The 22,758-nt window shown below is 63.4% G+C and carries 20 protein-coding genes and 1 tRNA gene; 8 read left to right on the forward strand and 13 right to left on the reverse strand.

Annotated elements, in window-relative coordinates:
- Positions 1–42 precede the first annotated feature (42 nt).
- A complete protein-coding gene (locus tag VF285_RS04720; RefSeq protein ID WP_346951471.1) occupies positions 43–912 on the reverse strand; it encodes a branched-chain amino acid ABC transporter permease in 870 nt (289 codons plus the stop codon).
- A gap of 124 nt (positions 913–1,036) precedes the next feature.
- The gene (locus tag VF285_RS04725) at positions 1,037–2,227 is read right to left on the reverse strand and encodes an amino acid ABC transporter substrate-binding protein (protein WP_346951472.1); all 1,191 of its coding nucleotides are present in this window, start codon (positions 2,225–2,227) and stop codon (positions 1,037–1,039) included.
- 289 nt (positions 2,228–2,516) lie between these two features.
- On the opposite strand from VF285_RS04725, the gene VF285_RS04730 reads away from it, so the two are divergent.
- From VF285_RS04730 to VF285_RS04760, 7 genes are all read left to right on the forward strand, one after another.
- The gene (locus VF285_RS04730) at positions 2,517–3,566 is read left to right on the forward strand and encodes a hypothetical protein (RefSeq protein ID WP_346951473.1); all 1,050 of its coding nucleotides are present in this window, start codon (positions 2,517–2,519) and stop codon (positions 3,564–3,566) included.
- Positions 3,567–3,575: 9 nt separating this feature from the next.
- Positions 3,576–4,109 (forward strand): UGSC family (seleno)protein, encoded by a 534-nt coding sequence (locus VF285_RS04735; protein ID WP_346951474.1) that lies wholly within the window; start codon positions 3,576–3,578, stop codon positions 4,107–4,109.
- Positions 4,110–4,132: 23 nt separating this feature from the next.
- Positions 4,133–5,056 (forward strand): NAD(P)/FAD-dependent oxidoreductase, encoded by a 924-nt coding sequence (locus VF285_RS04740; protein ID WP_346951475.1) that lies wholly within the window; start codon positions 4,133–4,135, stop codon positions 5,054–5,056.
- Positions 5,057–5,063: 7 nt separating this feature from the next.
- A tRNA-Sec gene (locus VF285_RS04745) sits at positions 5,064–5,159 on the forward strand.
- 18 nt (positions 5,160–5,177) lie between these two features.
- Positions 5,178–6,572 carry an L-seryl-tRNA(Sec) selenium transferase gene (selA, locus tag VF285_RS04750; RefSeq protein WP_346951476.1) on the forward strand — a complete coding sequence of 465 codons (1,395 nt, stop codon included), beginning with the start codon at positions 5,178–5,180 and terminating at the stop codon, positions 6,570–6,572.
- The gene (selB, locus tag VF285_RS04755) at positions 6,569–8,581 is read left to right on the forward strand and encodes a selenocysteine-specific translation elongation factor (protein WP_346951477.1); all 2,013 of its coding nucleotides are present in this window, start codon (positions 6,569–6,571) and stop codon (positions 8,579–8,581) included. Before selA ends, selB begins: the two co-directional genes overlap by 4 nt.
- A gap of 13 nt (positions 8,582–8,594) precedes the next feature.
- Positions 8,595–10,157: a fumarate hydratase gene (locus VF285_RS04760; RefSeq protein WP_346951478.1), complete on the forward strand. Its 1,563-nt coding sequence runs from the start codon at positions 8,595–8,597 to the stop codon at positions 10,155–10,157.
- 1 nt (position 10,158) lies between these two features.
- Here VF285_RS04760 and VF285_RS04765 read toward each other — a convergent pair whose 3' ends face one another.
- From VF285_RS04765 to VF285_RS04805, 9 genes are all read right to left on the reverse strand, one after another.
- Positions 10,159–10,860, reverse strand: a complete 702-nt coding sequence (locus tag VF285_RS04765) for an ABC transporter ATP-binding protein (protein ID WP_346951479.1) — start codon at positions 10,858–10,860, stop codon at positions 10,159–10,161.
- A complete protein-coding gene (locus VF285_RS04770) occupies positions 10,853–11,566 on the reverse strand; it encodes an ABC transporter ATP-binding protein (protein ID WP_346951480.1) in 714 nt (237 codons plus the stop codon). Before VF285_RS04770 ends, VF285_RS04765 begins: the two co-directional genes overlap by 8 nt.
- A 19-nt stretch (positions 11,567–11,585) precedes the next feature.
- Entirely contained in the window at positions 11,586–12,545 is a 960-nt protein-coding gene (locus tag VF285_RS04775; protein WP_346951481.1) for a branched-chain amino acid ABC transporter permease, read from the reverse strand.
- A 2-nt stretch (positions 12,546–12,547) separates the two neighbouring features.
- Positions 12,548–13,420, reverse strand: coding sequence for a branched-chain amino acid ABC transporter permease (locus VF285_RS04780; protein ID WP_346951482.1), 873 nt, complete (start codon positions 13,418–13,420; stop codon positions 12,548–12,550).
- Positions 13,421–13,487: 67 nt separating this feature from the next.
- Entirely contained in the window at positions 13,488–14,666 is a 1,179-nt protein-coding gene (locus VF285_RS04785; RefSeq protein ID WP_346951483.1) for an ABC transporter substrate-binding protein, read from the reverse strand.
- A 21-nt stretch (positions 14,667–14,687) separates the two neighbouring features.
- On the reverse strand, positions 14,688–15,677 hold the full coding sequence (locus tag VF285_RS04790; RefSeq protein WP_346951484.1) for a nitronate monooxygenase family protein: 990 nt from the start codon (positions 15,675–15,677) through the stop codon (positions 14,688–14,690).
- Positions 15,674–16,852, reverse strand: coding sequence for a CaiB/BaiF CoA-transferase family protein (locus VF285_RS04795; RefSeq protein ID WP_346951485.1), 1,179 nt, complete (start codon positions 16,850–16,852; stop codon positions 15,674–15,676). The genes VF285_RS04790 and VF285_RS04795 overlap by 4 nt, the downstream gene beginning before the upstream one ends.
- A gap of 12 nt (positions 16,853–16,864) precedes the next feature.
- Complete coding sequence (locus tag VF285_RS04800) at positions 16,865–18,025, reverse strand: acyl-CoA dehydrogenase family protein (RefSeq protein ID WP_346951486.1); 1,161 nt, start codon at positions 18,023–18,025, stop codon at positions 16,865–16,867.
- Positions 18,026–18,136: 111 nt separating this feature from the next.
- Positions 18,137–19,075: a LysR substrate-binding domain-containing protein gene (locus VF285_RS04805; RefSeq protein WP_346951487.1), complete on the reverse strand. Its 939-nt coding sequence runs from the start codon at positions 19,073–19,075 to the stop codon at positions 18,137–18,139.
- A gap of 109 nt (positions 19,076–19,184) precedes the next feature.
- Here VF285_RS04805 and VF285_RS04810 point away from each other — a divergent pair, with 109 nt between their 5' ends.
- The gene (locus VF285_RS04810; protein WP_346951499.1) at positions 19,185–20,540 is read left to right on the forward strand and encodes an MmgE/PrpD family protein; all 1,356 of its coding nucleotides are present in this window, start codon (positions 19,185–19,187) and stop codon (positions 20,538–20,540) included.
- Positions 20,541–20,621: 81 nt separating this feature from the next.
- On the opposite strand, the gene VF285_RS04815 is transcribed toward VF285_RS04810, so the two are convergent.
- Complete coding sequence (locus tag VF285_RS04815; protein ID WP_346951488.1) at positions 20,622–21,446, reverse strand: FAS1-like dehydratase domain-containing protein; 825 nt, start codon at positions 21,444–21,446, stop codon at positions 20,622–20,624.
- A gap of 65 nt (positions 21,447–21,511) precedes the next feature.
- On the reverse strand, positions 21,512–22,738 hold the full coding sequence (locus tag VF285_RS04820; protein WP_346951489.1) for a CaiB/BaiF CoA-transferase family protein: 1,227 nt from the start codon (positions 22,736–22,738) through the stop codon (positions 21,512–21,514).
- Positions 22,739–22,758: the final 20 nt, after the last annotated feature.

Here is a 22,758-nt window from a genome sequence, read left to right on the forward strand (position 1 = left end):
CAACGACCGACGGCGCCGATGGCAGCCCTCGGGTTCAGATTTTCAGGCGGACCGCTGTATGCCCCTGGGCCACAACACCATGACCGCAATCAGCAGGACAAAAGGAAGCACGGCCTCGACGTTGCCGCCCAGCAGATAGCCCACCGCGGCCTGCACCACCCCCAGGCCGAAGGCAGCTACCGTGGCACCGCGATAGCTGCCCAGCCCCCCCAGCGCGATGACCACGAAGGCCAGGATCGTGAGGCTATCGGACGACGAAGCCGACATGGGTTGCACCATGATGAGCAGGGCACCGGCGACAGCCGCCAAGGCCACCCCCAGCGCAAAGGCCACCGCTCGCACTCGGCCTACATCAATGCCGCAGGACTGCGCCCCGATGGTGCTCTGCGAGGCCGCCAGCAAGGACTTGCCGATGTACGTGTACTTGAGCCCGAAATACAGCAGCAGCGTGATGGCGACGGCAAACGCCGCCGTGAGCAGCAGCGCCGCGCTGACAATGACTCCGCCCACATTGAAGGTGCGCTGCAGAAAGGGCACGGACATGTAGTCCGTCCCGAAGGACACCAGGGCAATCTGCGTCAGCACGTAGTTCAGACCGAAGGTCACGATGAGGCTCAGCAGCTCGGACTGGCGCCCCTTGCCCATCAGAGGCTCGATGATGAAGGGCTCGAGCAGGCCGCCCAGAATGGCCCCACCCACGAAGACGATGGGCAACGCTATCAGCGGCTGCAGCCCCAGGTGATTGACGGCCCAGAAGGTGAAGAGCCCGGCGATGACGACGAAGCCGCCATGCGCGAGGTTCACGACTTTCATGACCCCGAAGATCAGGTTGAGGCTTTGCGCCACCAGCACATAGGTGCCGCCCAGCAACAGGCCGTTGACCAGAATCTGCAAAGCTGTCGCTGCCGACATGGGCGCTGCCCCTCGCCTGATGAAAACCCGCAGCTCGCGGGCCTGTCTTCAAATGGACCATGCGCCATGCGCCGTGCAGACTCTCGGGCCTGACACGACGCGCGGAGCACGGGTAGTCAGCTCCTTACTGGCCCGTATAAGGAATCTCGGGCTTGGCTTGTGCACTTTCAGGCGGCGTGATGAGCTTGAGCTGGCCGTTTTGCACCTGCACCATTTCCATCAACAGCCCCAGTTCGCGGCCGTTCTTGTTCACCTTGGAAGGCCCCTGTACCGTATCGACGGAATGGTTCAGCATCCAGTCCCGCAGCTTGGCCTGATCCAGGCCCTTGGTGGCCGCGACCGCCTTGCCCAGTACGTAGATGGCGCTGTAACCTGCCGCCGAGTGGTAGGTGGGTTCCTTGCCGTCAAACATCTTCTTGTACGCCGCGATGAATTCCTGATTGCCGGCGGTCTTGTAAGTAGGCCACCACGAGGTGTTGGAGAAGATGCGGTTGGCCAGCGGGCCGACGTCCTTGGTGAAAGACGCTGACACCGGTCCGATGGTGGATCCCAGGAACTTGGGCGCGAAGCCTTGTGCATGCAGCGCTTTTACGATGCCGACAGAATCCGGGTAGTACGTGCAGGTGATGACTACGTCGGGCTTGGCATTCTTGGTGGCCAGTGCCATGCCGTTGAAATCGGCCGATGCCATGGAATACGTAGCCTTGTACACCACGTTCATGCCCAGCTTCTTGGCCTGGTCGACGCGAGCGTCATAGCAGGCCAGCGAGAACGTGGATTGCAGCCCCAGCACGGCCACCGTCTTGGCGCCATGCTCTTTGGCCAACGGCAGCAACTGCTCCAGGTACCCCAGCGAACTGGCCAGGCCCTGGATGGCCCAGTGATTGCTGGAATTGAAGATGGACGGGTCCGACGCCTCGGGCTCGATCGCGGCGAACTTGTATTTGTTGAACAGTGGGGTTACGGCCTTGCTGATGCCACTGGAATACGGGCCGACCAGCAGATTGGCGTGATCTTCGGTGATCAGACGCGTGTACAGCCGCACGGCCGTACCAGGCTGGCTTTCGTCATCGTAGGTCTTGAGCTCCAGCTTGCGCCCCAGCCAGCCGCCCGCATCATTGGCCTGCTGCACGGCCAGCTTCATCCCCATCAGGTTTTCTGTGGCGTCCGCCGACAAGGGACCCGTATCGGAACTGGTGGCACCGATGATGATGGGAGAAGCCGCCATGCTGGGCACTGGGGCTACGGCCAGCCCGACCAGGGCGGCCGCCACGGGCCATAGAGTCTTGCGGCCGATTCTGTGAAGAATACTCATTTTGTCTACCTCCGAAGGCCACTGGTGTCGCCCGGCGACCGTAATGTTTTCACGACCTATGGCTCCAGAAACCGCCGAAGATGACAGCGCGCTTAAAGGGCAAAATCAGAAATATCGCGTCTTGTCAAATTAGCTGTTGGTCACAAGCATTGTCAAGAAAACCGCTCTTTCTGAATACTGTAGTGAGTGTTTACGAAATCGCAATTGAAGTCCTGGACGCGTGCACGACAATAGGACCATCGTGGGTTCCCGTTACGCGGGACGCCCTCTCCACTCAGGAGACCTGCGCATGGCCGAAGCATCTTTGTCCAGCACCGTCCTCGAAGTCGACGACGCCTTCGAGGCCAACGAGCTCTACCAGCGCAACGGCTGGACCGATGGGTTGCCCATCGTGGCGCCCACAGAAGCGCGCGTGCAGGCATTCGTGCAAGCCATGGGGCTGGATCCCGCAGACGTCATCGGCACCGAACCTGTACGGCGGCGCCACATCAGCGCTGAAAAAGTAGCCATCGCAGCCGTCATGGCTGGATGTCTGCCCGAGTACATGCCCGTGGTGCGGGCCATGGTCCAGGCCATGTGCGAACCACAGTTCGGGCTGCACGGATGCACGGCAAGCACGGGTGGCGCCGCGCCGCTGGTGATCGTGAACGGGCCCATCCGCCGCCAGCTCGGCATGAATGCCACGCACAATGCACTGGCCAACGCATGCCGCGCCAACGCCAGTATCGGCCGCACCGTGCGCCTGCTGCTGATCAACGTCCTGGGCAGTGTGCCGGGTCAGCTGGACCGGGCTACGCTGGGGCACCCCGGCAAGTTCACCTTCTGCATCGCGGAAGACGAAGAAGACAGCGCATGGGTGCCGCTGGCACAAGAACGCGGCGTACCCGTCGGCACCTCGGCGGTCACGGTGCTGTCCGTGGAATCCCCCCACCAGGTCATGAACGAGTGGACACGAGACCCCGAAGAGCTGCTGGACACCTATTGCGCCTCGATGCGCAGCAACATGCTGGAATACTCGATCTGGGAAGGCAATTACGCCATGATCGTGGCTCCGCAGCACCGCGAGGTCTTCAATGCGGCCGGCTGGACCAAACAGGACATTCGCCGCTACGCGTTCGAGCATGCCCAGGTGCAGCGCCGGCAATGGCGCGACGTGGGCAAGGCTGCCGTGGCGGGCCGCAAGGATGAAGAACGAATCTACAAGGCTTTGCGCACCCCCGAGGACTTGCTCGTGGTTGCCGCCGGGGGGCCTGCCGGGGGATTTGGCGTGATTGCGCCTCCCTGGTATGGAAAGAAATCACTGGCCGTCACCACCCCCATCCAGACGACCGCCCCATGAGGAGCACCTATGACACTCAGAGTACTGGATCCCACGCTATCCGCCGATGACGGGGACTTTCACCCCGCAGCACCGCTGGACTCCCTGAAAGGGTCCGTCATCGGCATGATCGACAACGCCAAGATCGGCACGGAAAAGCTGTTCGACGCCCTCGCTGAAAGGCTGAGGGCCGACTACGGCGTGCGCGAGTTCCTGCGGGTGCGAAAACCCGATGCCACCAAGCCGGTACCGGCAGCCATGCTGGCCAGTATTGCAGGCGCCGACGCCATCATCGCCGGCATTGGTGACTGAGGCTCTTGCTCGTCGTGCAGTCTGCATGACGCCATTGCGGCCGAACGGTTGGGGATTCCCGCCGTCGGCATCATGACGGACCGGTTCGTCCGCAGCGCGCAGCTGATGGCAGAACTCAACGGCGTGACGGGGTATCCGTTTGCCGTGATCAGCCACCCGATCGCCAACAACAGCGACGAAATCCTGCGCGAAAAGGCAAAGACCGCCGTCACCCACATCGTGGCGCTTCTCATCGAACGAGACCCGCCCTGACTGCACCAGGAGAATCTGAAAACATGACTGAACCCTGCGACGTCATCATCATTGGGGCGGGTATCGCCGGGTTGACGTGCGCGGGAGAGCTCGTGGCGGCAGGCCTGAGCGTCACGCAGTTCGAACCCGGCTTCCCGGGCGGTCTGGTGATCAACGTCAACGAACTCTCGGACTTCGAACCGGCAAACGGCCTGTCTGGCATGGACTATGCGGCCACACTGGCGGTACGCAACCGGAAAGCAGGGGTGCGCAGCGTGCCGGATGCCGTCACGGCCATGCAGGTCAATGGCAACGTTTTCGACGTGACAGCAGGTGACGCAACGTTCACCGCCCGCTTCGTAGTCGTGGCCAGCGGCGCGCATCTGCAGAAACTGCAGATCCCCGGGGCCGCGGAATTCGAGGGCTTGGGCGTGTCGGAATGCGCCGACTGCGACGCCCCTCTGTACACCGGTGCGAGCGTGGCCATCGCAGGCGACGGGCCCTGGGCCGTACAGGATGCTTTGCTGCTGGCGCGGGAATGCGCCACGGTCCATCTGGTGTGCGCGTCCGAACGGCTTCAGGCGCCCGACGCGGCACAGCGCCCGATCGAGGCCGCCCCCAACGTCGAGCTGCACACCCACACGACTGTTGCTGCCGTGCTGGGCAACGACCAGGGGGTCACAGGCGTGCGCCTGCAGGACACGCGGGCCACTACCACCGCGCTGCAGGACCTGCCGGTCGCAGCCCTCTTCGTCATGACGGGGCTGGTCCCCAATAGCGAAATCGCCCCTCCAACCGTCGCTCGGGACGACACTGGCGCGTTGCACACCAACGAACACCGCGAAACCGCGCTTCCCGGCCTCTGGGCCATCGGCCAGGTGCGCGCCGGATTCGGGGGCGGGCTTACACAGGCTTTGGAAGACGCTCGGCACGCTGCCCTCGGCATTCAGGCGCGTGCTCGATCATGATTTCCCAGGAAGGGAATCGTCCCCGGTGGGGCGGCCGGACTTCAAACCCGGTTGAGGCTGCCTGGCAGTCTTTCGTGGGTTCGACTCCCACTCCCTTCCGCCAACCCACACCGCCCCTTGCATGAAAGCCCCTCGCGATCCGCGTCGGCAGATTCCGTCCGTAGACGCGCTCCTGCGCGAGCCGGCCTTCCTGCACCTGATCGCGCACCACGGCCGCACACAAGTGCTGGCCTGCCTCCGCGACGTGCTGCACCAGGCCCGGACCCAGCCCGCAACCGAAGGAGCGATTTCGGCGCAATCCTGCGCCAGCCACTGCGCGGCGCGCCTGCAGGCCCTCAACCAAACCGCCCTTCGGCCCGTCTTCAACCTGTCGGGCGTGGTGCTGCACACCAACCTGGGCCGTTCTCCGCTGCCTGCGACCGCCATCGAAGCCGTAACGCGCGCCATGGCGCAACCGATCACCCTCGAATACGACCTGGACACGGGTTCGCGCGGCAAACGCGACCAGTCTGTGGAATCCCTTCTGCAGACTCTGACGGGGGCGGAGGCCGCGCTGGTCGTCAACAACAATGCCGCTGCCGTCTTCCTGGCCCTCAATACCTTGGCGTCGGGACGCGAGACGCTGGTATCACGCGGAGAACTGGTCGAAATCGGCGGCTCATTCCGCATCCCCGACATTCTGAGGCGCGCCGGCACCACCCTGGTCGAAGTCGGTACCACCAACCGCACCCATCTGGCCGACTACGAGGCCGCCCTCACGCCTGCCACGGCCGTGCTGATGAAGGTGCACGCCAGCAACTACCGCATCCAGGGATACACCTGTGCCGTCGACGAAGCGGCACTGGCGCCACTGGCGCACCGCCACGGGCTACCGCTCATCACGGATCTGGGCAGTGGCAGCCTGATCGACCTGGAACACCACGGCCTGCCGCACGAACCCACACCCCGGGAAAAGCTCGCCCAAGGAGCAGACCTGGTCACCTTCAGCGGCGACAAGCTGCTGGGAGGGCCGCAGGCCGGCCTCATCGTGGGCCGCAAGGCGTGGGTGGAGCCGTTGCGCCGCAACCCGCTCAAGCGCGCACTGCGCGCTGGCAAGATGACACTTGCCGCCCTGGAGGCCGTGTTGCGTCTCTACCTGCACCCCGAGGCGATAGCCCACGAATTGCCTACGCTGCGCCTGCTCACCCGCTCTGCGGCGGACATCCAGGAGCAGGCCGAACGGCTCCTGCCGCCGGTGCGCACGGCGCTGGGTGTGCGCTGCCACGTCGAAATCGTGGCCGTCACTTCCCAGATGGGCAGCGGTTCGCTCCCCACTGAAGGCATCCAGAGCCATGCGCTCAAAATCGGCTCCCGGGATGCACAGGCTCTGGCGCGCGCTTTTCGCGCCCTGCCCATCCCCGTCATCGGACGCGTCCACGACGGCAGCCTGTATCTGGACCTGCGCTGCCTGGACCCGGACCGCGAGCGGGCGTTCCTGGATCAACTGGCACTGCCACCCATGGGGAGTGCATCTTGATCGTCGCACTCGCAGGGCACGTGGATCACGGCAAGACTCAGCTGATCGGAGCCCTGACCGGGATCGACACCGACCGCCTGCCCGAGGAGAAACAGCGAGGCATGACGCTGGATCTGGGTTTCGCCCACCTGGATTTCGACGATTGCGAGCCCGTGAGCTTCATCGACGTCCCGGGCCACGAGCGCTTCATCCGCAACATGCTGGCAGGCATGTCCGGCATCGACGCTGCACTGCTGGTCGTGGCGGCCGACGACGGCATCATGCCGCAGACGACAGAACACCTGCGCATTCTGGATCTGCTGCACGTAGGCGTGGGCGCTGTAGTGGTGAGCAAAACGGATCTCGTTCCGGCAGCGCGCGTGCAGCAGGTGACCGAGTCCCTGCAAGCGGCGCTGCACGCCACCACGCTGCGCGAAGCCACGATGTTCGCCGTGTCGTCGCGCACGAGCGAAGGCATGGCCGATCTGAGTGCGTGGCTGCACGACGCCGCTCGGCGATCCGCCCCCCGCCAGGACCCCACGCACGGATTCCGCATGCCTGTCGATCGGGCCTTCACCCTGCCCGGCATCGGGACGGTGGTGACGGGCACCGCACATAGCGGGCAAGTTTGCGCAGGCGACGTGCTGATCCTGTCGCCCGCGGGGCGGCGGGTGCGAGTCCGCAGCCTGCAGATCCATGGACGGTCGGCAGACCATGCCACACGCGGCCAGCGCTGCGCCCTGAATCTGGCGGATATCGGCGTACAGGAGATCGCGCGCGGCCAGTGGATCGTGAGCACGGCCACACACTGCATCACCGGCTGCTTCGATGCCCGTATCCAGGTGCTCGGCACCGAGGCCCACGCACTGCGGCATTGGACCCCTGTCCACCTGCACCACGGCACGGGCGACGTCCCGGCGCGCATCGCCGTGACCGGCGAAGGCGAGATCCCGGCAGGCACCTCGGGGCTGGTGCAGATCATCCCGCAAGAGCCCATGCACGCGCTGTGGGGCGACCGCTTCATTCTGCGCGACCAGAGCGCACGGCGCACCCTGGCAGGCGGCACGGTGCTGAACCCTTTTGCACCCCGCCGAGGCCGGCGGCGTGATCGGCCGCTGGCGCTGCGGCAGATCTATGAGCGCGCGTCGGAGTCCGGAATTCTGGCGGGCCTGCTGGAGCAGGGCACGGCCGGCGTCGATCTGGACCAGTACGCGCAGGGGCTGAACCTTACGCCCGAGGGGATGGCGGTGCCGCTGCGCAAGACCCGCACCGTCGTGCTGAATACCCGCCCGCCCGTGGGACTGGCACCAGGCCAGGCCGAAGCACTGACCGCCGCCGTGCTCGCAGCATTGCGCAGCTTCCACCAAGAGCACCCGCAGTCTCAGGGAATGCCGTTGAATCGCCTGCGGGAGGCCATCGCCGCAGGGTTGGCGGAACTCGCCTTCCACGCCTTCGTACGGCTCCTGGCCGATCGCCGGCACCTGATTCTGTCCAACGATCTCCTGAGCCTACCCGGGCACGACAGCACGGCCACCCCCGAGGATGAGGCGATGTGGCTGCGCGTGCGCGAAGCACTGCGCGCGGCCGGAGCGCAGTGCCCGCCTCTGCCGGATCTGGCCCGGCAACTGCAGGTTGGAGAGCAGGCGCTGCGTGATTTCCTGCACCGAAAGAGCCGTGGCGGAGAGTTGCGACGTATCGCGCCCAACCGGTTCTGCCTGCGCGAAACACTGGCTCGTCTCGCCGACACCGCTCAGTCCGTCGCGCAGGAACAGGCCGACGGCTGGATCACGGCCGCCGCCTTCCGCGACGCCATCGGCACCGGCCGGGGTCTTGCTATCCGCTACCTGGAATTCTTCGACCAGATCGGCGTCACGCTGCGATCCGGAGACCGCAGACACATGGCCGAAAACCATGCGCAGCGTCTGCAAGCCGCCGACACATCCCTCCCGCCCGCCTCCCGGATGAATCCCCCCACGGTTCGGTGGGACAATGACCGAGTGGGCGCTCAACCTCCAGAACCCACTCACTGACACAGGCATCACCATGACGACGATTACCGAACACGATCTCGTCCAGTCCATCGAAGATGCGATTCAATACATCAGCATCTACCATCCTCTGGATTACATCCACCACCTGGCGCGCGCCTACGAACGCGAAGAAAGCCCGGCTGCGCGCGATGCCATTGCGCAGATCCTGACCAACTCGCGGATGTGCGCCGAGGGGCACCGCCCGATCTGCCAGGACACGGGTATCGTCAACATCTTCCTGAAAATCGGCATGGACGTGCGTTTCGACACGCGCCGCAGCCTGCAGGAACTTTGCGACGAAGGCGTGCGTCGAGGCTACCGCGACGACGACAATCCGCTGCGCTTTTCCATTGTGGCCGAGCCCCTCTTCGATCGCCGCAACACACGCGACAACACCCCGTGCGTGCTGCAAGTGGAACTGGTTCCGGGCGACACGGTCGACGTGCAGGTCGCCGCCAAGGGCGGTGGGTCCGAAAACAAATCGCAATTCGTCATGCTCAACCCCAACGATTCGATGGTTGACTGGGTGCTGAAGACCGTGCCGCACATGGGCGCAGGCTGGTGCCCGCCCGGCATGCTAGGCATCGGCGTAGGCGGCACGGCCGAGAAGGCCATGCTCATGGCCAAGCAGTCGCTCATGGACGACATCGACATGCACGAGCTTCTGGCACGCGGCCCGCAAAACGAACTGGAGGCGTTACGCGTCGAGCTCTACCAGAAGGTCAACGCACTGGGCATCGGTGCCCAAGGCATGGGCGGCCTCACCACGGTCCTGGACGTGAAGATCAAGACCTGGCCCACGCACGCCGCCTCCAAGCCCGTGGCCATGATCCCCAACTGCGCGGCCACACGCCACATCCACTTCGTGCTCGATGGCCACGGCCCGGCCGAGCTCACTCCCCCCTCGCTGTCCGAATGGCCTCAAGTCCACTGGCAGCCCGATTACAAGGCGGCCCGCAGCGTCAACCTGGACACGCTCACGCGCGAAGAAATCGCCACCTGGAAGGCGGGAGAGCGGCTGCTGCTTTCCGGGCACATGCTCACCGGCCGTGATGCCGCCCACAAGCGCATCCGCGACATGCTGGCACGCGGGGAATCCCTGCCGGTGGACTTCCGGGGCCGCGTCATCTACTACGTGGGCCCCGTGGACCCGGTGCGCGACGAGATCGTGGGTCCGGCCGGCCCCACCACCGCCAACCGGATGGACGGGTTCGTGGACATGATGCTGGGACAGACGGGCTTGATCGCCATGATCGGCAAGGCCGAACGCGGGCCGGAGGCCATCGCATCCATCAAGAAACATGGATCGGCCTATCTTACGGCAGTGGGCGGCGCCGCCTACCTGGTCTCCAAGGCGATCCGGTCGGCTCGCATGCTGGCTTTCGAAGACCTGGGCATGGAAGCCATTCGCGAATTCGAGGTGCGTGACATGCCCGTGACCGTGGCCGTCGATGCCAGCGGCGAATCCATCCACGAGACAGGGCCACGCCAGTGGCGAGCGCGCGCCGAAGCTGTGGCAGCGCTCATCTCAAGCGCTCCTCCATCCACTCAGCCCCACGTCAGAAAAAAGATATGACTCAGTGCGCAAAGTACCGCTGCTGCAGCTCGGCCACGTCTACGTCATGGGCGGCCTGAGACAGCACCAGCTTGCCGCTGCGCATCAGGTGCACCTGATCGGCCACTCCCACTGCCTTGTGGGTGTTCTGCTCTACCAGCACAATCGTCCGACCCTCGGACTTGAGCCGCTGCAAGGTATCGAACAGCTCGTTGACGATCACCGGCGCCAGGCCCAATGACGGTTCGTCGATGAGCAGCACCTTGGGGTTGGACATCAAGCCGCGCCCCATGGCAAGCATCTGCGCCTCACCCCCCGACAAGGTGCCGGCCATCTGGCGGCGACGCTCTTTGAGGCGCGGGAACATCTCGAAGGCGCGCTCGCAATTGGTGGATACGTCGCCCCGACTGGCCTTGGGAAAGGCGCCCAGAATCAGGTTTTCTTCGACCGACATGTCTTTGAAGATCATGCGGCCTTCGGGGATCATCGCAAGGCCCCGGCCCAGCATCTCCCAGGTAGGCGTCTTCTCGAAAGCCTGTCCCTGAAACCGGATGGAGCCCTGCGTCAGAGGCACCAGGCCCATGATGGCGCGCAGCAAAGTGGTCTTGCCCGCCCCATTGGGGCCGATGATGGTCGTCAGCTGCCCTTCGGGCACCTGCATGGACACGTCCCAGAGGACGTTGATCACGCCATAGCCGGCCCGCACGTTGGAGACTTCAAGCATGGTCGGCTCCTGTGTAGCTCTTGATCACCTCCGGGTCCCGGAATACCTCGTCCGGGGTGCCATCCGCGATGAGCTCGCCGTAGTTCAGCACGGCCACCCGGTGACACAGATTGCTCACGGTCTCGATGTCGTGCTCGATGATGATGATGCTCAGGGAATAGCGCTCGTGCAAAGCCTTGAGCATGGTCATGAACCGCTGCTTGCCAGCGGTCTCCAGCCCCGCCAGCACTTCGTCGAGCATGAGCAGCTTGGGTTCGGTGACGAGGGCCTTGGCGACTTCCAGCGCCTTGAGCTCGGTGAGTGCCAGCTGGGTGGCGGCGTCGAAATCGGCCTTGTCCGCCAGGTTCGTCAACGCCAGAACCTCGTCGAGCTTGGCGGCGTCGACGCGCCCCGCCCCAAAGCGCTGCGCTACCAGCAGGTTCTCGCGCACGGTCAGCACCTGCATGGGTTGAGGCACCTGAAAGGTGCGCCCCACTCCCAGCCGGGCCCGACGATGCAATGGCATGCGCTCGATGGACTCGGCATCGAACAGAATGTGCCCGCTGGTGGGGCGCACCAGCCCCGAGATGGCGTTGAACAGCGTCGTCTTGCCGGCGCCGTTGGGACCCACCAACCCCAGGATTTCGTGCGTATTGACGGACAGGCTGACCGAATTGACCGCGATCAGGCCCCCGAAACGCACCGTGAGATCTTCAAGTTTAAGCATGGATGTCCACTCTCGTTGCTTATCGGGACAAGGCACGCGCCCGAAACCGATGCGTGACCAGAGGCACCAGGCCGCTGGGACTGCCGATGATCATGGCGACCAACAAGGCCCCCAGCAACAGCTGGTGACCCACGGGAATGAAATCCTTGAAGATCAGTTGGTCGACCAGATACACCACCAGGGCGCCGACGATAGGTCCGCTGATGGTTCGGTAACCCCCAAAGATGGCCGCGACCACAGGCAGGATGACCCAGGTGCCGCTGAACGCATAATCGGGCTCCAGGAAGTTGATGTAGTGCGCGTTGAAGGCGCCGATCACCCCGGTCATGAAGGCCGAGACGAACAGCATCAGAGCCTTGAGCAGCACGCTGTTGACGCCCACCACGCGAGTGGCGTCCTCGCTGCCGTGCATGGCGCGCAACGCCATGCCGTAGTGGCTCGTCCAGATGAGCCTGTACACCACCGCAAACACGACCAGCAGCGTCAGGATCACCAGGTAGCTGCCGATCCGGCTGGACAGATCCATCCCCCAGACCGTGGGCAGGTGCGGGATGCTGGCCAGACCCGCGGAGCCGCCCGTCATGGATTCCCATTGCGTCGCGATGACACGAAAGATAATGGCGTACGCCAGAATCGCCAGCGCAAAATAGACCCCGCGCAGGCGCAGCACCGGCAGCATCGCTACCGAAGCCACCACCGCCCCCACCCCACCAATCAGCATGGCGGGCATGACGCCTACGCCTGCCTTCATGGTGAGCAGGGCCGAGACATACGCCCCCACCCCGAAGAACGCCGAATGGCCGAAGCTCAGCATGCCGCCCAGGTTGCTCAAGAGCGCCCAGGCGAGCGCAATGCCACCGATGATGAGCGCCGCCACCAGAAGACTCATGACATAGCTGTTACCCAGCAGCCACGGAATAACGGCATAAGCGACGATGAGCAGGGCAACCCAGACCCCGGTCTTTTTGGAATTCAGCATGCTCATCCCCTTCTTGCCTTGAGACCAAACAGCCCGTTGGGCATGAAGAACAGCACCAGCAGAAACAGCACCATCGCCACCAGTTCTTGCAGCGCCGAGCTGTACAGCGTCGCCGTCAGAGCCTCGACCAGCCCCAGCAGGATGCCGCCAATCAGCACCCCGGGGATGGAGCCCAGGCCCGCCAGCACGGTGATGATGAAGGCCTTGATGGTGAGCGACTCGCCAATGGACGGCTGAATCACTTCGTAGCTGAAGATGGCGACCCCGGCAAACGAGGCCAGGATGCCAGCAATCAGAAAGGAAATGATTTCGGTGGTGTTGGGGTTGATGCCCATGAGCTTGGCCGCCGCGCGATTGCTGGCTACGGCACGCACCGCGCGGCCATACCAGCTGCGCGACAACCACCACCAGAGCCCCACCAGCAAAATGGCGGCAATGATGAAGAACAGCACCTGGGCGCGCATGCTGAAGAGCGGCCCCACCACGAAGGCATCCTGCAGCCAGGCCGAGCCGGTCGAATGGGGATCAGCCTTCCAGATGAACAGGAAGGCATTGGTCATGATCACCGCCACGCCGTAGCTGAGGATCAGCGAGTTCAACTCGCGATCCGCACGAATCAGGCTGATGAGCCAATAAATGATCACGGAGCACAGGCAGACCAGCACCAGCGCCACCGGAATGGCAAAGAGCGGGCTGATTCCGAGCTGGGTCTCGACCATATAGGCCATGTACGCCGCCAGCAGGATCAGCTCGCCATGGGCAAAATTGATGACGTTCATCGTCCCGAAAACCAGGGCCAGACCCAGCCCGATGAGCGCATAAAGGCCACCCTGCAAGATCCCGGAATAGATGGACTGTAGGATAAGATCAGTCATGAAGAACCTTTACTGAATGTGCAGCCTGCGGGCCTGAGCCAGGCCCGACCCGCAGACGTTCAGGCACCTACCACGGCAGGCCTGGATACACCATTTTTCCGGTCGCCTGATCATCCGGCCAGACGATCACGACCTTCTTGCCCTGGATCTGACCGATGTGCTGCATGTATTCGGTGTTCAGGCCGCCCGCGTCAAAGCGGATCTTGCCCAATACCGTGTCTTCATCCGTCTTGGCGATGATGTCGCGCAGACTGTCATGCGTGATTTTTTCCTTGGCTGCCTGCGCCTTCAGAAGGGCGTCAAAGACCACCTTGGCCCCCGCGTAGCCGTATTCCTCGATGTAGCCAAAATCCTCTTTGGGGAACAAGGCCCGGTGGATGGTGGAGAACTTCTTGCCGTCCGGAGTCGGGAACTCGGCCGGGAAGCTCAGCAACGACAGGCCAAAGACGTTCTGCACCAGATCGGGGTTTTCAGTGACCATCTCGGGCACGGCGACCTCGTACGTCCCCACGACTGCCTTGACAGTCGGCTTGAGCAGTTTGGCCGCCCGCAAGATGCCGATTTCTTCGTTCTGGTAGCCCACCATCAACAGGATGTCGGGCTTGTCCTGCAGTCGGACCTTGTTCACGATGGGCGTGAAATTGGTCGTGCTGGGTTCGTATTCGTGCATCATGACCTTCACGCCTGCTGCCGTCAGGCCCTTCTGTGCATCCTTGGCCAGCGCAGACGTAGATTCGGCCGTACTGTAGATGAGCGAAACGGACTTGACCTTGAAAGTCTTGATCAGTTCGATCACCGGCTTGGAATAGCCGTCGGTGTTCAGAATCTGGAAGTAGTACTTCAGGCCGCGCTTGGTCAGGCTGTCGGCGATGGCACCGCTGGACACGTACGGCACGCCCAGCTTGTTGGCGGCCTCGGAGGCCGGACTCACCACGTTGGACCCATAACCGCCCGTGATCGCAATGACCCCCTGGCTGGCGAGCTTCTCGACGGCAGCCACCGACTTGGCGGGCTGAGATTCGTTGTCGATGGTGATCAGCTTGATGCTGTCCTTGCCCCCCGAGGCCTCTTTGAAGGCCTCAACCGCGATCTTGATGCCACGCATCTGACCGAGGCCTTGCTTGGCAAAGTGCCCTGTCAGGGGCAGGTCGACCCCCACGGTGAACTCTTCGGCATTCACGGGACCCGCCTGAAAGCACAGGGCCACTGCGCCCAGCGCGAGCAGGCTGCTCAATTTTTGAATCATCTTGCCTCTCCTTGGTGTTTATCAACTGCCACAGAACTCGGTGGATACTGCGCCTCGTGCAAGCTGCGTGCGGGCTTGTTCGTATTCTTTGGTCAATCGATCGACGATCTCTGCCGTCGTGGGGATGTCATCGATCAGGCCAACCCCCTGGCCCGCGCCCCAGATGTCCTTCCAGGTCTTGGCTCGAGAGCCACCCGTTTTGAAATCCATGGTGCTCTTGTCGCCCACCGGCAAGTGATCTGGGTCCAGGCCTGCCCGCTCGATGCTGGATCTGAGGTAGTTGCCGTGCACACCCGAAAACAGATTGCTGTAGATGATGTCGGCAGCGGCCGATTCGACGATGGCCTGCTTGTAGGCCGGGTCCGCGTGCGCTTCCTCGCTGGCGATAAAGCGCGTGCCCACATAGGCCAGATCAGCCCCCATGGCTTGCGCAGCCAGCACACTGCGCCCCGAAGCCACGGCGCCCGACAGCACCAGGGGCCCGGAAAAGAAACGTCGGACTTCGCCCACCAGCGCAAAGGGCGAGAGCAAGCCGCCGTGGCCCCCCGCACCCGCCGCCACGAGAATCAGACCATCGACCCCGGCATCCAGCGCCTTGTGCGCATGGCGCAAATTGATGACGTCATGCAGGACAATGCCGCCGTACCCATGGACGGCTGCAATCACGTCGGGGGATGGGGCCCGCAGCGAAGAAATCAGGATGGGTACACGGTGGCGCACACAGGTGTCCAGATCTTGAGCCAGCCGGGCGTTGGATGCGTGCACGATGAGGTTGATTGCCAGCGGCCCTACGATGGCATCTGGATGCTGCGCCTGATGACGTGAGAGCTCGGCTGCGATGTCCGTGAGCCACTGATCCAGCAGCTCGGGCGAGCGGGCGTTCAGGGCCGGCATGGAACCCACGATGCCGGCCTTGCACTGGGCAAGCGCCAGTTCGGGATAGCTCACCGTGAACATGGGCGCCGCCACCACGGGCAGCGCCAGGTTCTGCAGAAAAGCGGGGATCGTCATATGGCTCCTTCGGTGCGCAGCTGCGCAATGACAGCATCGTCAAAACCCAGCTCAGCCAGAATGGCCTGCGTATGCTCGCCCACGGCGGGGATGGGATCCATCCGGACATCATCCACATCATCGGCCCCAGGCGGCAGAAGCGCAGGCAGTTCGCCCGCCGGGCTTTGCACGGTTGCCCACCGGCGGCGCGCCTGCAGCTGAGGATGGTGCCAGACACCGGCCATGTCGTTCAAGTGGCCGTTGGCGATCTTGGCTTTGTCGAGCCTGGCGACGACTTCGTCCACCGTCAAGGTCGAAAAACCATCGAGAATGATGGCCCGCAGCGCATCGCTGTTGGCCGAACGACGAGAATTCGATGAAAAGCGAGCATCTTCGGTCAGCTCGGGGCGTTGCAGCACCTGCTCGCAGAAGGTGCGCCATTCGCGCTCGTTTTGCAGACCCAGCATGACAGTCTTGCCGTCGCCTGCCGCAAAGGGGCCATAAGGGTAGATAGTGGCGTGCGCGGCGCCGTTGCGCGGCGGTGGCGGGGCACCGTCAAAGCCGTAGTACATGGGGTAGCCCATCCATTCGACCATGCTCTCGAGCATGGACACCTGGATGCGGCGGCCTTCGCCCGTCTGCCCGCGCTGCAGCAGAGCCGCCAGGATATTGCTGTATGCATACATGCCGGCGGCAATGTCGGCAATGGAACACCCCGCCTTGGCGGGTTCATCGCGCGACCCCGTCACGGACACGAAACCGGATTCGCTCTGGATCAGAAGGTCGTAGGCCTTTTTGTCACGATACGGGCCCTCGTCGCCATAGCCGGAAATGTCGCAAACGATCAGCCGAGGAAAGCGCTCGTGCAACACTTCGAACGACAAACCCAGCCGGGCTGCTGCACCGGGCGCGAGGTTCTGCACCAGCACGTCGGCCTTGGCCAGCAGGCGCTGCAGGATGTCGTCGGCCGCACCGTGCTTGACGTTCAGTGTGAGGCTTTCTTTGGAGCGATTGGTCCAGACGAAATGCGAGGACAAACCCCGCACGCGCTCGTCGTAGCCACGCGCAAAATCGCCAGTGCCAGGGCGCTCGATCTTGACGACGCGCGCGCCAAGGTCAGCCAGCTGACGCGTGCAGAACGGTGCCGCGATGGCCTGTTCGAGCGTGACGACCGTCATGCCTTTCAAGGGCAACATGGGGGATCTCCTTCAGAACGAGCGCGGCATGCCAAGGACATGCTGACCCACGTAAGACAAAATCAGGTTGGTGGAGATGGGTGCCACCTGATAGAGGCGGGTCTCGCGAAACTTGCGTTCGACGTCGTATTCGCAGGCGAAGCCGAAACCGCCATGCGATTGCAGGCAGGCATTGGCGGCCTCCCATGAGGCATCCGCCGCCAGAAGTTTGGCCATGTTGGCCTGGGCGCCGCAGTCCTGGTGCGCATCGAAAAGCTCACAGGCCTGATAGCGCATGAGGCTGGCCGCCTCGACGTTGACGTAGGCACGGGCAATCGGGAACTGCACCCCCTGATTCTGGCCGATGGGACGGTTGAACACCATGCGTTCGCTCACGTACTTGCGGGCGCGGTCCACGAACCAGTAGCCGTCGCCGATACACTCGGCGGCAATCAGCGTACGCTCGGCGTTGAGGCCATCCAGAATGTATTTGAAACCCTTGCCTTCTTCGCCAATCAGGTTCTCTTCGGGGATCTCGAGATTTTCAAAGAAAAGCTCGTTGGTCTCGTGATTCACCATGTTCAGAATCGGCCGCACCGTGAGCCCGTGGCCAATGGCCTGATGCAGGTCCACCATGAAGATGGACATGCCGTCAGACTTGCGCTTGACCTGGTCCAACGGAGTAGTGCGGGCAAGCAGCACCATCAGGTCCGAATGCTGCACGCGCGAGATCCAGACCTTCTGACCGTTGACTACGTAGCGCCCGTCTTTATGCACGGCCGTGGTCTTCAGGCGGGTAGTGTCGGTCCCCGTGGTGGGTTCGGTGACGGCCATGGATTGCAGGCGCAGTTCACCGCTGGCAATCTTGGGCAGCCACTGTTGCTTCTGGGCTTCAGAGCCATGGCGCAACACTGTGCCCATGTTGTACATCTGGCCGTGGCAGGCCCCCGAGTTGCCGCCCGCATGGTTGATTTCTTCCATGATGACGGACGCTTCAGTCAGGCCCAGGCCTGATCCGCCGTATTCTTGCGGGATGAGCGCTGCCAGCCACCCGGCCTTGGTCAGTGCGTCGACAAACTCGGCTGGATAGCCCCGCTTCTCATCCACATGCCGGAAATATTCGTCGCCGAATTGAGAGCACAAATCGCGTATGGCATCGCGAATGTCCTGGAATTGATCCTGCGCCTTGACCATGAAAACCCTCTTGTCCGTTCTTGCTCGTGAAAGCGGGCGCGTGATGCGCCGTGCTTTCTAGAGTGAAGGAATCGGGTCCGCCTGACAATTTGGCTTTGGCGAACAGGGGCTTTACACAATCTTAAGATCGGGGCGGTTGTCCTCGGAGGCCTGCGCCGCATCGGCCACCAGAAGATCGACGAGTTCTTGCGAGAACGCCGGCAATTCCGTGGCATCGCGCGTGCAGATGTGCAGCTTGCGCAGCGCCCATTCGTCGGTGAGACACATGATCTTGAGCGGCAGCACCTGCACGTATCGACGGGCGGCCGTTTCCGGGATGACCCCTATGCCCACCTGCGCAGCAATCAGGCGACAGGCGGTTTCAAAGTTGCTGACTTCGACCCGTACCCGCAGGAACCGGCCACTGTCTTCAGCCGCCGTGAGCAGAAAGGAATGGATGGCGCTGGATTCGGCCAGACTGATGAAGTCGTAATCCAGCGTGCTGACGAAGCTGTGGACCTCTTTCATCTTGGCCAGGGGATGGTCTTTGTGCGTCACCAGTACCAGCCTGTCGTTGCGATAGGGCAGGAACCGGACCCCGGTGCCCCCGCTGCCCTGGGCCGTGATGCCGATGTCGGCGGCGCCTTCGGCCACGGCCTTCACCACCTGATAGCTCAGACGCTCGCGCAGTTCGATGTTGACGGCCGGGTGGCTCACCAGATAGCGCTCCAGCGCCGCCGGGACGAACTCGTTCATGGCCGTGGTATTGGCATACACCCGCACCCGTCCTTTCACGCCCTGAGCGTATTCCTGGATATCGCCGCGCAAGTGCTGCAGCTGGTGCAGCACGATGCGAGCATGGCGCACGAAGGCCTCGCCGGCGGGCGTGAGTGTCACGCCCTGGCTGTTGCGATACAGCAGGGGCGTACCCAGGTAGCCTTCCAGATTCTTGACGCGATTGCTGGCAGCCGGCAACGACAGAAACGTATGCTCGGCGGCTTTGGTCAGGCTCATGGCGCTGGCCACATTGACGAGCAGCTGCATATCGGTCAGGTCAAAATGAGACGCCATGGTTTCGCGCAACCCTCCAGCCAGCTTAAGTGGTTCTTCAATAAACAGAAATAGGCAAACCTGCAGTGAAGGTGCAAAGTCGCAATCAAGGAATCATTCAGGAGCCATGATGCGACACTTCAGCGCGGAACTCGCGCAATTTGCAGCCGAGCTGCAGTTCAATGACATCCCCGAACCCGTCCTGCGACGTACCGAGGACCTGCTGCTGGATTGCCTGGCATCTATTCTAGCGGGTTCCAGCGGTCGCCCCGTACAAGCCATTCTGTCCTACGCCCAGGCCATGGGCCCCAAAGAAGGCGCTGCCGAAAACCTTGTCAGCAGAAGCGGTACCAGCCCGGCCTTCGCCGCGATGGTCAACGCCGCTGCGGCCCACATGGTCGAACAGGACGACGTGCACAACGGCGCGGTGTTTCACCCTGCCGCCGTGGTGTTTCCACCTGCCCTGGCGCTGGCTCAGGCGCTGGGGAAATCCGGCAAAGAGCTTCTGGCGGCCGCGGTGGCAGGCTACGAAACCGGCATCCGCACGGGCGAATTTCTCGGGCGTTCGCACTACACCGTTTTTCACACCACCGGAACGGCGGGCACGATTGCCTCGGCCATGACCGCAGGGCGGCTGCTGGGGCTCGACGCCCGGCAAATGCTGCATGCGCTGGGCTCGGCGGGCACGCAGGCCGCCGGCCTGTGGGAGTTCCTGCGCGACGGTGCCGACTCCAAGCAGCTGCACACCGCCAAGGCCGCCAGCAACGGGCTCATGGCCGCCTGGCTGGCGCACGACGGCTTCACGGGCGCCAGCCACATCCTGGAAGGCGCTCAGGGCATGGCCGCCGGCATGTCGAAGGACGCCGACCCGAGCCGCCTGGTTGACGGTCTGGGCAGCCGCTGGGCCGTACTGGAAACTTCGTTCAAGTATCACGCTTCCTGCCGCCACACTCACCCGGCTGCGGATGCGCTGCTCGACGTGATGCAGCGTCACGAGCTGCAGATCGACAATATCGCCTCGGTTGTCGCGCACGTGCACCAAGGTGCCATCGACGTGCTGGGGCCGGTAGTGAACCCCAGTACTGTGCACCAATCCAAGTTTTCCATGGGCACCGTGCTGGGGCTCATCGCCAAATACCAGCGAGCGGGCCTGCCCGAATTCGATCAGGCGCTAGCCGACCCTGAAATCAAGGATTTCTGCCGCCGCGTCACCATGGAACTCGATCCGGAAGTCGACGCCGCCTACCCGCAGAAGTGGATCGGCAAAGTCACGGTCACCACCCGTCGCGGCCTGACGCTGGAAGGCCGGGTCGACATCCCCAAGGGCGACCCGGACAACACGCTGACGCGCGCCGAGATCGAAGACAAGGTCCGGCGCCTGGGGGGCTACCAGAACGCGGCCCAGCCTGCCGAAATCGAGCACCTGATTCAGTCGGTCTGGTCACTGGCCAGCACCAAGACTGTGGGCAGGCTCCTGCCACAGTGACACGCAGGCCCGGCCGCACGAAGCGGCTGGCCCTGTCCCGCCTGACCCGCTTGTGCACCTATATCCGGATCAAACGGGGTGCTAGAACCGGATCTCCGCCGAGTGGGCCAAAGTGCCGTCCTGCCCGGCCCATAGTTGCGCCGTATCGGCCGCATCGGATCGTCCCGCGACCTCGAACGGAGTCGGTGCAATAAGCGGCCGCAACCCGCGGTACGACATCGACCTCACGCGCTTTTCGGGGTGGGCACGCGTAAAGGCCCGCAACATCAACGTCGCAATCAACGGCCCATGCACTACCAGGCCAGGGTAGCCCTCGACGTCGCGTACGTACGCCAGGTCATAATGAATTCGGTGGCCATTGAAAGTGACGGCCGAATACCGGAACAGACGCACGGCATCGGGCGTGACGGTCTCGGACCACTGCGCCTGCGGCACAGGTTTGGTGCCCGCCAGCCTGGGCGGCGACGGTTCGCGATAGACAATATCCTGTTCTTCGGCAATACATACGGCACCGTCCTGGACGTATTCGTGTGCCACCGTGACGAACAACAGCTTGCCGGTGCGCCCTTCTTTCTCGACCACACCCTTGACGCTGGAGCGGCGCTCAGCCGGCGTACCGACCCGCAGCGGCTGCAGGAAGTCCACGCGACCGCCCGCCCACATGCGGTTGCGGTGATCGGCCGGCGGCATGAAACCACCCCGATGCGGGTGGCCGTCCTGGCCCAGACTCTCGTAGGGCTGTGACCGGACGAAAAACGCCCAATGCCACAGAGGTGGCAGTGCCGCACCCACGACAGGGGCTGGGTCGCCCAGGCTGAATGCCACCTGCTCGGCATGACCGATGTCGAGGTTATCGACACAATGTTCGCTGTGACCCACCCAATCAGCAGGGTTGGAATTTGACATGTCGTACTCCCGCCAAAAACCGGGGCTGGCGCCCCGTTTGAAAACGCTGAAAACCAAGCCGCCGCTCAGGAAGACTTGACCGATCCGAGGGCGGCCGGGCTCGCCTGCAGACCGAATTCCGCCAGCACTTCCTGCGTATGCTGCCCCAGCAACGGCGGCGCCGCCCGATATTGCACCGGCGTGTCGGAAAACCGCATGGGGCTGGCGGTGGTTGGCGCCTCGCCCGCCAGCGGATGCGGCAAGGTGCGCCAGACCTGCCGGTATTTGATCTGTTCGTTGTCGAACACCTGCTGCAAATTGTTGATCGGGCCGCAGGGCACGCCCACCTTCTGCAGTTGTGCCACCCAATAATCGCGGGGCCGGGTGCGCATGATGGCCTCCAGCTCGGCGATCAGCGCCACCCGGTTCTTCAGACGCAAGCTGTTGGTGACGTAATCGGGATGCGTACCCAGATCAGGGCGCTCGAGCACCCCACAATACGCCCGGTACTGGCCATCCGTACCGGTCGCCACGATCAGCTCGCCGTCGCTGGCTTCAAAGACCTGGTAAGGCACCACGTTCTGGTGCGCATTTCCTGCACGCTTGGGCGCGACCCCGGAGGTCATGTAATTCAGATTCTGGTTGGCCAGCATCGCCACGTGGCAATCCAGCAAGGCCAGGTCAATCTGCTGGCCCAGGCCACTGCGGTTGCGCTCGTGCAGCGCCCCCAGGATCGCCACCGTGGCGTACATGCCGGTGATGATGTCCGTGACAGCCACGCCGGCCTTCTGCGGCCCGCCCCCGGGGCGGTCGTCGCGCTCGCCGGTAATGCTCATGAGCCCGCCCATGCCCTGGATGACGAAGTCGTAGCCCGGCAGCGGCGCCAGTGGCCCCGTCTGGCCAAACCCGGTGATCGAGCAATAAATGAGGGCCGGATTGAGCGCCTTGAGGCTCTCGTAGTCGAGCCCGTACTTCTTGAGCCCGCCCACCTTGAAGTTTTCGACCAGGACGTCGCAATGCGCCGCCATCTGGCGAATCAGCTCGGCGCCCTCGGGGTTGCCGATATCCACAGTGACCGAGCGCTTGTTGCGGTTGGCGCTCAGGTAGTACGCCGCCTCGCTGGTGTCGTGACCGGCCGCGTCCTTCAGGTACGGGGGCCCCCACTTGCGCGTGTCGTCCCCGCCTTGCGGACGCTCGACCTTGATGACGTCCGCGCCCAGGTCAGCCAGATTCTGCGTGCACCAGGGCCCGGCCAGCACCCGGGACAAATCCAGTACCTTGATCCCATCCAGGGGCGGCTTTCTTTCACTCATCTCATGCTCCGGCAATTGTG

The sequence above is a fragment of the Castellaniella sp. genome (assembly GCF_036379515.1).
Classification (GTDB): domain Bacteria; phylum Pseudomonadota; class Gammaproteobacteria; order Burkholderiales; family Burkholderiaceae_B; genus Castellaniella.